Consider the following 12,957-nt stretch of genomic DNA (forward strand, 5'->3'; position numbering starts at 1 on the left):
CTGTGATGAGCCGACCCTGGCAGAACGAATCTCCCAAAACAAGCGATTCCGTTGTTACGAATAGATTTCACGACGAAATCCTTGACTTCTGGAGCCGATCTGCCACGATGTCGCAGCAAGGGAGGTCGCGATGACCGACGATCAAGGGCCGCCCGCACGGCCGGTGGCGAACGGACGGCGCACGGGCAGCAACAGCCTCGACGAGACGTCCAAGAAGCTGATCGAGCTGCTCCAGGCGGACGGCCGCAGCTCGTACGCCGCGCTGGGCAAGGCGGTGGGCCTGTCCGAGGCCGCCGTACGGCAGCGCGTCCAGCGGCTGCTGGAGTCGGGCGTGATGCAGATCGTCGCGGTCACCGACCCGCTCTCGCTGGGTTTCTTCCGGCAGGCCATGATCGGCGTCCGCTGCGAGGGCGACCTGGAGAGCGTCGCCGACGCCCTCGCCGGCTTCCAGGAGATCGACTATGTCGTGATCACCGCGGGCTCCTTCGACCTGCTGGTCGAGATCGTGTGCGAGAGCGACGACCACCTGCTCGATCTCCTCGGCCGGATCCGGGCGGTGCCCGGGGTGGCCGGCACCGAGAGCTTCGTCTACCTCAAGCTCCGCAAGCAGACCTACGCGTGGGGAACCCGCTGAGAGAAAGCAGAAAGATGAACCTCCAGGACGCCGCCAAGCGCCATCTGTGGATGCACTTCACCCGGATGTCGTCCTACAAGGACGCCGACGTTCCCGTCATCGTCCGCGGGGAGGGCGCCTACGTCTACGACGACAAGGGCCGGCGCTACCTCGACGGCCTGTCCGGCCTGTTCGTGTCCCAGCTCGGGCACGGCCGCCGCGAGCTCGCCGACGCCGCGGCCGCCCAGGCCGGGGAGCTGGCCTACTTCCCCCTGTGGTCCTACGCCCACCCGGGCGCGATCGAGCTGGCCGAGCGGCTCGCCGCCCTGGCCCCCGGCGACCTGAACCGGGTCTTCTTCACGACGAGCGGCTCCGAGGCCGTCGAGTCGGCGTGGAAGCTGGCCCGCAACTACTTCAAGCTGATCGGGCAGCACGGCCGCTACAAGGTGCTCAGCCGCGACATCGCCTACCACGGCACCTCCATGGGCGCCCTGTCGATCACCGGCCTCGCCCCGATCAAGCACCCCTTCGAGCCCCTCGTGCCGGGTTCTGTTCGCGTGCCCAACACCAACTTCTACCGCGCGCCCGAGTACGGCGACTCCGCAGAGCGGTTCGGGCAGTGGGCGGCCGACGAGATCGAACGGGCCATCCTGCGGGAGGGCCCCGAGTCGGTGGCCGCCGTGTTCCTCGAGCCGGTGCAGAACGCCGGCGGCTGCTTCCCGCCGCCGCCCGGCTACTTCGAGCGGGTCCGCAAGATCTGCGACAAGTACGGCGTGCTCATGGTCTCCGATGAGGTGATCTGCGCGTTCGGGCGGCTCGGCCACTACTTCGGCGCCGAGCGGTACGGCTACCAGCCCGACATCATCACCTTCGCCAAGGGCGTCACCTCCGGCTACTCCCCGCTGGGCGGCATGATGGTCAGCGACCGGCTCGTCGAGCCGTTCGCCGACGGGCCGGCCACCTTCCTGCACGGCATCACCTTCGCCGGGCACCCGGTGTCCACCGCGGTCGCCCTGGCCAACCTCGACCTGTTCGAGAAGGAGAAGGTCCTCGACCACGTCCGCGAGAACGAGGCCGCCTTCCGCGCCACCCTGGAGAAGCTGACCGACCTGCCGATCGTGGGGGAGGTCCGCGGCGCCGGCTACTTCTACGGCATCGAGCTCGTCAAGGACAAGGACACCCGGGAGACCTTCAGCGGCGAGGAGTCCGAGTGGCTGCTGCGGGGCTTCCTGTCCTCCGCGCTGTTCGACGCCGGTCTCGTCTGCCGGGCCGACGACCGCGGCGACCCGGTGATCCAGCTGGCCCCGCCGCTGATCTGCGGCCAGGAGCACTTCGACGAGATCGAGCGGATCCTGCGCGCGACGCTGGCCGAGGCCTGGTCCCGGCTCTGAGCCGGCGGCAGGCCCTCCGGCCCGGCATCACCTCCTGACCTCTTGTCACCGAGGTGGTGCCGGACCGGCCCGCGCCGACCAGGCGATGCATTCGCTCGTTCCTCCACCGGCCGGTCCTTCCCGGCGCGTCCGGCCGGGCTCACCGCAGGCGCTTGTAGAAGAAGCTGCAGTCGCGCAGCGCGCCCGACGGGTCGCTCGCATAGTCCGGGACGACGCCGTACCGCGTCCAGCCTGCGGTGGTGTAGAGGCTCTCGGCGACGCTGCCGGTCTCGGTGTCCAGGAGCAGGAGTCCGGCGCCGAGCTCCGCGGCGGCACGCTCGGCGGTGGCCAGCAGCGCCCGGCCCAGTCCCCGGCCCCGCGCGTCGCGGTGGACCATCAGTTTGACCACCTCGGCGCGGTGCCGGCCGTTGGGCTTGGATTCCAGGGCGAGGCCGACGGTCCCGTCGACGCCCCGCGGGCCGGGGCAGGCCCACACGAGCAGGCTCCCGTCGGCCACGGCCGGGGTGCGCGCCCGCCACCAGTCGAGCGCGGCGCCGCGCTCGAACGGCTCCACGAAGCCGAGGGAGTGACCGCCGGCGACGGCGTCCAGCAGGAGGTCGGCCAGGTCCGGCACGCGGGCGGTGTACTCGGCGGCGGACAGGCGGGTGATGGGGTGCACCGGGGGATCTCCTTCGCCGGCCGGCGGTGGGGGAGGGGACTGGGTCAGCGGCCGCGGGGCACCCGAACCGGACTCTCGCGCGGTGGAGGACGTCACGGCAGGACCACCATCACGGCGTAGCGGACCGGCTCGGCTCCAGTGCAGCGGAAACGCGACCGGCCCCACAACCGGAACCGGAGGCAGTCGCCTTCGCCCAGCCGGTAGGTGTGCCCGTTCGCGCCGACCTCCAGGGCCCCTTCGAGCACCCAGATGTGCTGCTCCAGGCCGGGGACGGGCGGTCCGTCGTAGGAGATGTCCGCGCCCGGGGTCAGCAGGCCCTCGATGACCTCACCGCGAAGGCCGGGGTGCGGAGGCGACACCGACCGCCGTACGAAACCCGACGCCTCATCCCGCCACACGGCCTGCTCACCGGCTCGTACGACGTGGGGCGGGTCGGTCTCGACCTCGGCGAGGAGGCGTGACATCGTCCGCTCGTAGGCCGCGCACAGCCTGCCGAGCAGGGCGGCGGTGGGGCTGATCTCGCCGCGTTCCAACCGGGACAGGGTCGAACGGCTCACCCCCGTCCGGCGGGCCAGCTCCTCCAGCGACCAGCCGCGCTCGACGCGCAGCTCCGCCAGCCGGGCCGCCAGCCGGGCCGCCAGCCGGGCGTCCACCCCATCCGGCCCGCGCTCTTGGGCCAGGCCCTCATCTCCCATATATGGGAAGATATCCCAGAACTCGACACCGGCGGCCTAGCGCCGAGGGTTTTCGTCGCTCCGGCGACGCGGATCCTGGGCACTGGGCGACCGCCCGGCAGCATCTGGTGGACCTGAGCAGTGCGAGGAACACGAGCGTGGTGCGCGAGACCATCGGCTCGCGCACCACCCTCATCGGTGACCGTCAGCTTCGCGCCGGGCGTGATTCGGCGATCGCCAGGCCGGTGATGGCCGCCAGCAGCAGCGCTGTGCCGCCGACCGTGGCAACGGTGAGCCGTTCACCCAACAGCACGACCGCCAGTACCGCGGCGCTGACCGGCTCGATGAGCATCACCACCGCCGCGGTGGCCGCCCGCACGACGGCCGCGCCGGCGAAGTACAGCGGATAGGCGAGCGCCGTCGTGACGACGGCTACGTACAGGATCATCAGCAGGACCCGGCCGAGATGCGCCGTGTGCGGCCAGAGCCCTTCACCCCACGCGAAGGGAAGCATGATGGCCGCGCCGATGCCGAACGACCATACGGTCAGGGTGTAGGGATTCTCCCCGGTCCCGTGTCGCCCGGTCCAGCGGCCCAGGACGTTGGCCACGGCGTATCCGGCCGCCGACAGCAGCGCGAGCCCGACGCCGACGGGACGGACGACGCTCTGCTGATTTCCCAGGACGAGGATCGCGAGGCCGGCCAGGGCGCCGCCGACGGCGAGGAACCCGTCGCGTCCGAGGCGCTCGCCCAGGAACAGCCGCCCGCCGCCTGCGGCGAACACGGGAGCGGCGCCCAAGGTCACGATGGTGCCGACGGCCAGTCCGGTGTCCCGGACGGCGCCGAAGTAAGCGGTCTGGAACACCGCCAGGCCGATGCCCGTCCCCGTCGGCAGGAGCACCCGCCGACGTACCGGCTGGGGCGTGCGGGGTCTGCGGGAACGGCGCAGTGTCCGTGCCGCGACCAGCAGCGCCATTCCCGTAAGGAAGCGCCAGAAGGAGATCGCCATCGGCCCCAGGTCACTCGACCTGTAGACGACCTCCACTGCGGCCCCGGTCGTCCCCCAGGTGGACCCGGCGATCGCGAGATAGATGAGTCCGCGTGGCGCCGAGCGTGGAGCGCTCAGTACGGCGGACGGCGTCGTAACGGCAGTTTTCGACACAGAATCTCCAGACGGAGCAGATCGGTCGTGGTCGCCTGCGCGGGCACGACCGGACGGCACGTCGATACGCTCATCGACGTGCGGTGTCGATCGCGACCCGTCTAGAGGGTCGGAGGCGCAAGCGCTGCCGTACACATGGGCTTCACTTTAAGCCAACGGCACGGCAGGCCCCATGAGCCGCGGCCCGGGAACGGGACGACCCGCGCGTCGCCGCCGGATCGCTGGCCGGATCCGGTCTGCGCGGCCGGCCGCGTCCCGGCCGGCAGTCGATATTCGGGCCATCTGTAAAAGATGGGGCGTTCGCTCCCAATCATGTGGCGCGCGATCCGGGACCCGTGGAATTCACGAGAACGGCCGTGATTCACCGCGCCAGAGGCGTTGGGCCACCGTGCGCGTACATAGAGTGGACGGATCGGCGTCATCGTTGACTTGACAAAGATCATGAAGTCATTGAATCTGTCGGGCGAGGCCCGGTGCCTCGCCGACGCGAATTCCGGACGGACGGGCTTCGAGGGCCGAGGCCTGTTGAAGTATCAACGAAAGCGACTCGTGCGTGCCTGAGACGAACACGACGGAAGAGACCATCTTCGACCGCCTGGGCGACCGACCGCAGGTCGCGGCGCTGGTCGACTGGACGCTGCTGAAACTCGACAAGAGCTCGGATTCGATCCATCTGTCGTTCACCGCGACCGAGGCTTTCACGAATCCCGGCGGAAGCGTCCACGGCGGATTCATCACGGCCATGCTCGACGAGTGCATGGGCTCGGCCATTGTCGGGCTCACCGACGCGCGGTTCCTGCCCGTCACCATTTCGATGTCGACCGACTTCATCAAGCCGGTTCCCGTGGGCCGGATCTTCGGCGAAGGCCGTATCACCTCAATGGGCAATACGTCCGCTTTTCTCGAGGCGAGGCTCATGGACCAGGCCGGCCGGCCCCTGGCCCGGGCGATCGGGACCTACCGCCTGACACCCTTCCCCAGCAGCCCGGACCACGGCTCCGGGTCCCGGTAGCGGTCCCGCCGCCTCGCAGATCACGCCGCCCTCGCCCGCCCAGCGAGCCCCGAAGGATGGAACGCCGCGCATGAGCAATTTCGAGAAACTGCTGTCCGCCACCGACAGTGAGTTCAGGAGCGAGATCGAGAACAACCCGCTGATCGAACTCGTCCTCGGCGGCGGGATGAAGCGCGAGCACTACGTCAGCTATCTGCGCGAGACGTACCACATGGTCCGCCACACCTCCCGGATGCTGTCGCTGGCCGGGGCGCGTCTCGGCGACGAGTACCGCGGGCTGCGGGACTGGTTCTTCGACCAGGTCCGCGAGGAGAACAACCACGACCTGTTCTGCGTCAACGACCTGCGGAACCTGGGCGAGGACGTCGACCGGGTCCTGGCCGTCCCGCCGATGCCCGGCTCCTGGGGCCTGGTCGCGCAGAACTACTACATGGCGACCTACGGAAGCCCGCTGGGCATCCTCGGCGTGGCCAGCCTGACCGAGGGGCTCGGCGCGGACCTGGGCAAGGTGATCGCGGACACGCTCAGGCAGCAGTACGGCCTGGAACGCGACCAGGTGACCTTCATCAGGAGCCACGGCGGGTTCGACGCCCGGCACATCGAGGACGTCAAGAAGGCCGTCGACGAACTGCTGATCGGGGACTCCGACCTCGACGAGGTCATCCAGGGCAGGCGGATGACGATCCACTACTACGGCCAGATGTTCCGTGACGTGATGAGCGCGACCTCCTAGATGATCACCTACGACGGTCTCCACCTGGAAGACGACGCGATCCTCGCCAACCGCGACGTGACGTCCCCGATCACCCTGGTCGCCGCCCCCGCCGACGAGTCGGTCCTGCGGGAAGTGCGCAAGTACCAGACCTACGAGATCCAGGACGTGCACGAGCACGATGAGTACCGGGAATTCCTGGAGAAGGCCCTCAAGCCGCTCGGGCTCTACAGCGAGGACTTCCTTCCCAGCACCGCGTCGAGCTGCTACAAGGTCACCTACCGCGATCAGGCGGTGGCCATCTTCCGGCTCACGCCGGTCGCCCCGGACTCGGTGTTCCACCGGACGATCCCCGGAGCGTCCGGCAGGAGGATCCTCCAGGTCAACAACGTCGCGGTCGAGCAGACCTACCAGGGTGATCTCCTCCTGGGCATCATCCTGAAGAACTGCGCCCTGCTGTCGTACACCAAGGGGTTCGACTTCGTCGCCGGGCTGGTCCGGCACGAGGTCCTCCCCCTGTTCGTCGACTTCGGAACGCTCCCGGTCCGGCACGAGCCCCTGCACCTGCTGGGGGACACGGCCATCTGCGACTACGTCACCTACTTCAGGACCGACCGCAGGGAGCACATCGACTACGCCCTCGCCCGCAGCTACCACTACTTCCACCGGAAGGTCACGATGAAGAGCATCGCCGCCGACGTGAAACGGTCGGCCACGCGCGCGACGGACGAGCTCGGGAGCGCGTGAGGTGGGCTCGACGGATCAGGACGCCGCCACGACCACGGCCGGCGGCACGGCCGCCGGTTCGAGCGGGCGGCCGGCGCCGGCCCGCCTCATGCAGACGGTCATGCACGCGTTGGCCGCCAAGACCGTCTACGCGGCCGCCGAGCTGGGCCTGGCCGACCTGCTCGACGACGGGCCCCTGACAACGGCCGAACTGGCCGAGCGCACCGGCGCGCACGGGCCGTCGCTGCGGCGGCTGCTGCTGGCCCTGGCCGGGATGGGGCTGGTGACCCAGACCGCGACGGACCGGTTCGAGCTGGCCGAGGCCGGGCGGCCCCTGCGCAAGGACGCCCCGGACTCCATCCGCGAACTCGTGCGGATGATGTGCGGCCCGGCGGTCTGGCGGAGCTGGGACGAACTGGTGCCCAGCGTGCGCACCGGAGAGCCGGCCTGGGATCTGGCGCACGGGGTCTCCTGGATCGAGTACTACGCGCGCGAGCCCGAGGAGGCGGCGACGTTCAACCGGGCCATGGCCGAGCACACCCGGGACGCCGCGCCCGGCATCCTCGCCGCCGCCGACCTGTCGCGCTTCGGCACGGTCGTCGACGTCGGCGGCGGCGACGGCACCCTGCTCTCCCACGTCCTGCGAGCCCATCCGGGCGTACGGGGCGTGGTGTTCGACGTGCCGACCGGCCTGGCCGCGACGGCCACGACGCTCGCCGAAGCCGGTGTCGCCGCGCGGTGCGAGGTGGTCAGCGGCGACTTCTTCGTCTCGGTGCCCGCAGGCGCCGACGCCTACCTGCTCAAGCAGATCCTCCATGACTGGGACGACGAGCGCGCCACCGCGATCCTCCGCAACGTCCGCGCCGCGGTGCCGCCGGGCGGCCGCCTGTTCGTGATCGAACGGGCCGTGCCCGAGCGCGTCACTCCCGGCGACCCCGCCGAGATCCGGGACCTGCTGCTGGACCTGCACATGCTCGTCGCCACCGGCGGCCGGGAGCGCACGGAGCGGGAGTTCGAGCGGCTGCTCGACGCCGCCGGGTTCGAGCAGGTCCGGCTGACCGCCCTTCCCCGCTTCGACTTCCGGGTGATCGAGGCGACCCCGGCCTGAGGAGGCACCGCGCATGACGCTCCCGACCGACACCACGGTCCTGGACGGCCCGGCGATCCTGGCGGCCGCCCGCGCCGTCGCCCCGGTCCTGCGCGAGGAGGCCGAGGCGGGTGAACGCGGCCGCCGGCTGACGCCGCGCGCGGTGGAGGCGCTGCGCTCGACGGGCGTGTTCCGCATGGCGATGCCGCGTGCCTGGGGCGGGCCGGAGGTCGACATCCGCACCCAGACCGAGATCATCGAGGAGTTGTCCGCGGCCGACGGGGCGGCCGGCTGGTGCGCCATGATCGGCTCGGACGGCGGCTTCTACACCGCGCCTCTGGAGGACTCCGTCGCCCGCGGGCTCTACCCCGACCTGGACATGATCACCGCGGGCTGGATCGTCCCGGCCGGCCGGCTGCACCGGGTGGCGGGCGGCTACCGGCTGGAGGGCCGCTGGCAGTTCGGCAGCGGCTGCACGCACGCCGACGTCATCATCGGCGGCGCGCTGGTGTGCGAGGACGGTGCCCCCGTGATGACGGAGGACGGGCGGCCGGAGACCCGCGTCGCGATGCTGCCGGCCGGGGAGTTCGAGATCCTCGACACCTGGCACACCACCGGGCTGGCCGGCAGCGGCAGCCATGACTACGCCGTCGAGGGCGCGTTCGTCCCGGCCGAGCAGACCTTCCGGTTCGGCGACCTTCGCCGCCGCCGGCGCGCCGGCACCCTCTACGCCTGGCCGGGCATGTTCTTCGCCAACCTCCCCGGGGTGCCGCTGGGCATCGCCCGCGCCGCGCTGCACTCCGCCGAGCAGATCCTGGCCGACAAGATGCTCGTCCCGGAGATGCGCCCGGCGCGCGAGGACCCGCGGGTACGCGCCGGCGTCGCCCAGGTCCACGCGATGGTCGGCGCCGCCCGCAGCTACCAGTACGACGTCCTGGGCGAACTGTGGTCGACGCTGGAGACCGGCGCCGAGCCGTCGCTGCGCCTGCGGGCCGCGCTGGTCGGCGCGCACATGCACACGATCCGGACCTGCCGCGACGCCGTACGCCTCCTCGCGGACGTCGTCGGCAGCGCCTCGATCTACCGGCGCTGCCCGCTCGAGCGCCACCAGCGCGACCTGACCACGATCGGGCAGCACCTCATGGGCCAGCCCAAGATCATGGAGATGGCGGGCGCGCTGTGGCTGGGGGTCGACAAGGCCCTGGCCCGGCACCCGCTGTCGGCCGAGGGCCTGATCTGACGGCCCGCGCGCATCCGGCCGGGAGCCGGACGGGCCGCCGCACCGCCGTCGACCGCCGGTCGCCCACCACGGCGGCCCCGCACCGGCCGACTTCTACCGCTTGCCGCGGGTGGGTCTCGCCCGTGCCAGTTCGGTCCAGCGCCTGAGTTCTTCCCGATGGGACCCCGTCCGCGTCGCGCGAGCGACCGCGGCGGCCGTCGCCTCGTCGGCGGGACCGCCACGGTACAGGAGCGTCAAGGGCCAGACGGGTTCGCGCGCGTCGGCGCCGTCGAAGGGATGCCAGTCCCACGGGGCGTCGAAGCGCCACGCCCGACCCGCCGCATCGGCGACCTCATCGCCGCCGGCGAGGAAGGCGTACGGCCGGAACAGCAGGTCGAGGGCGATCGGCATGTCATCGTCCGGATCGATCTCATACCCCTGTTCGACATCCAACTCGTCCAGCTCGGCATCGTAGGACCGGCCCGCGCGCAGGACGGCCACGTGCCGGCGAGGGCGTGGCAGGCGCCCGGTCTCCAGAGGCGGGTCGTAATGCTCGACCGACACCACGTGCACGGTGGTGGGCGGGATCCCGACGCGGCAGGTCGCGCCGACGACGAGACGTTGTGCGGCCGGCTCCGTCCGGAACAGCTCGTCGTCCCACTCGTACGAGGCCGGGTCGCCGACCAGTGCGACCTGACCGTTCCAGTCCACCCAGTCGCAGTCCGGATCCACCGACCACCACGGCCACTCGACCACCACGTGGGGGTCGTGCGCCGTCGGCACTCTGGTGACCCGGGCCTCGGTGTAGGGGCAGGAGACCCTGAGGATGTCCCCGGTCCGGTAATCCCGCTCCACGGTCGGCCTTTCCTCAGTCATGGACCCCGGTTCGCGCCCGGCGCGCCGGATCGTACGGGCCCGGCCGGTGACGGGTGGCCGCGCGGGTCACCAGTGCGCCGGGCGGCTCAGGGCGGACGGCAGCCGCGTGGCGGCGTCGCCGCGGGCGGCGTTGACCTGGGCCTGGGTCAGGAAGATCGCGCCGGTCAGGTCCGCTCCCCGCAGGTCGGCGTCGCGCAGGTCGGCCCCGATCAGGTCCGCCGTGCGCAGGTCGGCGTCCCGCAGGTCCGCGGCGATGAGGTAGGCCCCGCGCAGGTCGGCGCCGCGCAGGTCCGCGCCGCGCAGCCGCGCCCCCATGAGGTCGGCGCCCCGGCGGTTCTTGCGGCGGCCGGGCACTCCGGCCCGTACGAGCTCGCTGGCGCGCAGCAGGAGCGGATTGACCCGGGCGCGGTGCGCGGCGACGTCCGCCTCGGCCAGTTCCTCGGCGCCGGCGCGGGTGAGACGTCGCGTGTCGGTCAGCGTCCGGCGCAGCTCGTCGTGGACCGGGCGGGCGGCGGGCAGCGCGAGCGCCTCGGTGAGGTACCACAGGATCTCGTGGAGCTGCCGCATGACGGCGAACACCGCGAACATCCGCCGGGCGGTGCCGGGCGACTCCCTCCAGTCGTGTCCGGCGAAGGTGACCTGGCTGACCTGCTGCCCGGCGCCGAAGCAGTCGAAGACGGTGCAGCCGGAGAAGCCCTTGTCGCGCAGGTCGGCGTGGATGCCGCAGCGGAAGTCGGCGTTCAGGTTCGGGCAGGGCCGCCCGGCGTCCTTGTCGATGGCGAAGCCGGCCGAGGCCGCGAACGGCAGCGCCACGCAGCACAGCCCCTGGCAGCGTCCGCAGTCGGCGCGCAGGTCCGTACGGGCCGTCGTGAGGGGGATGGTCTGGCGTTCGCGGGGCAACGGCGCGCTCTCCTGGCTCGGCTCGGCTCCGGGCGCGGCGCCCGGCACGGACCTTCATTGTCCGGGACCTGGCGCCGTGCCGGAGCCCGCGTGCCGTTCAGTGGCGTTCGGCTCAGAGGCGTTCGACGATGGTCGCGTTGGCGAGGCCGCCGGCCTCGCACATCGTCTGCAGGCCGTAGCGCCCGCCGCGCTGTTCGAGGACCGACAGCAGCGTGGTCATCAGGCGTGCGCCGCTGGCTCCCAGCGGGTGTCCCAGGGCGGTCGCCCCGCCGTTGACGTTGACCTTGGCCGGGTCGGCGCCGGTCTCGGCGAGCCAGGCGAGCACGACGCTGGTGAAGGCCTCGTTGACCTCGAACGCGTCGATCTCCTCCAGCGACAGGCCCGCGCGGTCCAGGACCTTGCGCGTCGCGGGGATGATGCCGGTGAGCATGAGCAGGGGGTCGTCGCCGACCACGGCGAAGGAGTGCAGGCGGGCGCGGGGCCGCAGCCCGAGCCGCCGCGCCGTCGCGCCGCTGGTGATGAGGACGGCGGCGGCGCCGTCGTTGACGGGCGAGGAGTTGCCCGCGGTGATCCGCCAGTCGAGGTCGGGGAAGCGCTCCTGCCACACGTCGGCGCGGAACGCCGGCCGCAGGCCGGCCAGGATCTGCGGCGTGGTGCCCGGCCGTACGGACTCGTCGTGGGTGACCTGCACGGGCGTGCCGTCGGCCGAGGGCGCCTTGAGAGGGGAGACCTCGCCGGCGAAGCGGCCCTCCTCCCACGCCCGCGCGGCGCGGTGGTGGCTCTCGGCGGCGAAGGCGTCCAGCCGTTCACGGGACAGGTCCCAGCGCTGGGCGATCAGCTCGGCGCTGACGCCCTGCGGCACCAGGCCGCCCGGGTAGCGCTCGGCCACGCCCGCGCCGAGGAAGTCACGTCCGGCGGTCTGGCTGCCGATCGGCACCCGGCTCATCGACTCGACGCCGGAGGCGATCACCACGTCGTACGCCCCGCTGATGACGCCCTGGGCCGCGAAGTGGATCGCCTGCTGGCTGCTGCCGCACTGGCGGTCCACCGTGACGGCGGGCACCGACTCCGGCAGCCCGGCCGCCAGCGCCGCCCACCGCGCGGTGTTGGCGCTCTGCTCGCCGATCTGGCCGACGGCTCCGCTGATCACGTCGTCGACGGCGGCCGGGTCGATCCCGGTCCGTTCCAGCAGCGACCGGATCACGTGCGCGTGCAGGTCGACGGGGTGCATCCCCGACAGGGCGCCGCCCGGCTTGCCCTTGCCGATCGGCGTGCGGACCGCGTCGACGATGACCGCGTCGTTCATGAGACATCCCCTCACTCGCCATCGAAGCTACTGACGGGTATACCGTCCAGAGTTGGATTTCACAACCCACTGATCGCGGGCGTCACCGTGTCCGGGGGGTAGGTTGGGCCGCAGGACCGGCCGGTGCGCCGACGGCGCCGAGCGAGGAGGGCAGCCCCGTGGCCGTACGCGGCCGTCAGTGTTCGATCGCCGACGCGCTGGCCGTGATCGGCGAGAAGTGGAGCCTGCTCGCCCTGCGGGAGATCCTGCTCGGCGAGCGGAGGTTCGACCAGATCGCCCGCAACACCGGCGCCAGCCGCGACATCCTCGCCGCGCGGCTGCGGACGCTGGTGGACGCCGGGGTACTGACGAAGCGCCGGTACGAGGAGCACCCGCCGCGCTATGAGTACGTGCCGACCGAGGCCGGGCGGGCGCTGCAGCCGATCCTGCTGAACCTGATGGACTGGGGCGACCGTTACGTCGCCGAGGGCCCGCCGCCGACGGTCTGGCGCCACTCCTGCGGAGCGGACCTGCGCCCGCAGACGGTGTGCGCGCACTGCGGTGAGCCGGTGACGGAGGAGGGGGTCAGCCCGGTCCGTCTCGGCCCCGTCCGGTGACCCGCGGGGGAATGGGCGACGGGGA

General features: G+C 71.7%; 14 protein-coding genes. 8 read left to right on the forward strand and 6 right to left on the reverse strand.

The genetic code is table 11. The annotated features are described in order from the left end of the window. The first annotated feature begins 130 nt into the window (after positions 1-130). Both NE234_RS26650 and NE234_RS26655 read left to right on the forward strand, forming a co-directional pair. Positions 131-634 (forward strand): Lrp/AsnC family transcriptional regulator, encoded by a 504-nt coding sequence (locus NE234_RS26650; RefSeq protein WP_252783392.1) that lies wholly within the window; start codon positions 131-133, stop codon positions 632-634. Positions 635-648: 14 nt separating this feature from the next. Next, complete coding sequence (locus NE234_RS26655) at positions 649-2,004, forward strand: aspartate aminotransferase family protein (protein WP_252783393.1); 1,356 nt, start codon at positions 649-651, stop codon at positions 2,002-2,004. Positions 2,005-2,143: 139 nt separating this feature from the next. Here the strand turns inward: NE234_RS26655 and NE234_RS26660 are convergent, their stop codons facing one another. The 3 genes from NE234_RS26660 to NE234_RS26670 form a co-directional block, all read right to left on the reverse strand. Then, positions 2,144-2,662, reverse strand: a complete 519-nt coding sequence (locus tag NE234_RS26660; protein WP_252783394.1) for a GNAT family N-acetyltransferase — start codon at positions 2,660-2,662, stop codon at positions 2,144-2,146. 92 nt (positions 2,663-2,754) lie between these two features. Continuing rightward, positions 2,755-3,357, reverse strand: coding sequence for a helix-turn-helix domain-containing protein (locus NE234_RS26665; protein WP_252783395.1), 603 nt, complete (start codon positions 3,355-3,357; stop codon positions 2,755-2,757). Between the two features lie 184 nt (positions 3,358-3,541). Further along, on the reverse strand, positions 3,542-4,498 hold the full coding sequence (locus tag NE234_RS26670; RefSeq protein ID WP_252783396.1) for a DMT family transporter: 957 nt from the start codon (positions 4,496-4,498) through the stop codon (positions 3,542-3,544). Between the two features lie 553 nt (positions 4,499-5,051). Between NE234_RS26670 and NE234_RS26675 the strand changes: the two genes are divergently transcribed. From NE234_RS26675 to NE234_RS26695, 5 genes are all read left to right on the forward strand, one after another. After that, a complete protein-coding gene (locus NE234_RS26675; RefSeq protein WP_252783397.1) occupies positions 5,052-5,510 on the forward strand; it encodes a PaaI family thioesterase in 459 nt (152 codons plus the stop codon). Between the two features lie 70 nt (positions 5,511-5,580). Further along, a complete protein-coding gene (locus NE234_RS26680) occupies positions 5,581-6,243 on the forward strand; it encodes a TenA family transcriptional regulator (protein WP_252783398.1) in 663 nt (220 codons plus the stop codon). After that, on the forward strand, positions 6,244-6,969 hold the full coding sequence (locus tag NE234_RS26685) for a hypothetical protein (RefSeq protein WP_252783399.1): 726 nt from the start codon (positions 6,244-6,246) through the stop codon (positions 6,967-6,969). It begins immediately after the preceding gene. Position 6,970: 1 nt separating this feature from the next. Further along, on the forward strand, positions 6,971-8,056 hold the full coding sequence (locus NE234_RS26690) for a methyltransferase (RefSeq protein ID WP_252783400.1): 1,086 nt from the start codon (positions 6,971-6,973) through the stop codon (positions 8,054-8,056). Positions 8,057-8,069: 13 nt separating this feature from the next. Beyond that, the gene (locus NE234_RS26695) at positions 8,070-9,275 is read left to right on the forward strand and encodes an acyl-CoA dehydrogenase family protein (RefSeq protein ID WP_252783401.1); all 1,206 of its coding nucleotides are present in this window, start codon (positions 8,070-8,072) and stop codon (positions 9,273-9,275) included. A 93-nt stretch (positions 9,276-9,368) separates the two neighbouring features. Here the strand turns inward: NE234_RS26695 and NE234_RS26700 are convergent, their stop codons facing one another. From NE234_RS26700 to NE234_RS26710, 3 genes are all read right to left on the reverse strand, one after another. Continuing rightward, on the reverse strand, positions 9,369-10,109 hold the full coding sequence (locus tag NE234_RS26700) for a hypothetical protein (protein ID WP_252783402.1): 741 nt from the start codon (positions 10,107-10,109) through the stop codon (positions 9,369-9,371). Between the two features lie 87 nt (positions 10,110-10,196). Beyond that, entirely contained in the window at positions 10,197-11,030 is an 834-nt protein-coding gene (locus NE234_RS26705) for a pentapeptide repeat-containing protein (RefSeq protein WP_252783612.1), read from the reverse strand. Positions 11,031-11,142: 112 nt separating this feature from the next. Continuing rightward, the gene (locus NE234_RS26710; protein WP_252783403.1) at positions 11,143-12,336 is read right to left on the reverse strand and encodes a thiolase family protein; all 1,194 of its coding nucleotides are present in this window, start codon (positions 12,334-12,336) and stop codon (positions 11,143-11,145) included. 158 nt (positions 12,337-12,494) lie between these two features. Here NE234_RS26710 and NE234_RS26715 point away from each other — a divergent pair, with 158 nt between their 5' ends. Next, a complete protein-coding gene (locus tag NE234_RS26715; RefSeq protein WP_252783404.1) occupies positions 12,495-12,932 on the forward strand; it encodes a winged helix-turn-helix transcriptional regulator in 438 nt (145 codons plus the stop codon). Positions 12,933-12,957: the final 25 nt, after the last annotated feature.

Origin of the sequence: Actinoallomurus rhizosphaericola (assembly GCF_024055675.1) — a bacterium.
GTDB lineage: Bacteria > Actinomycetota > Actinomycetes > Streptosporangiales > Streptosporangiaceae > Actinoallomurus > Actinoallomurus soli.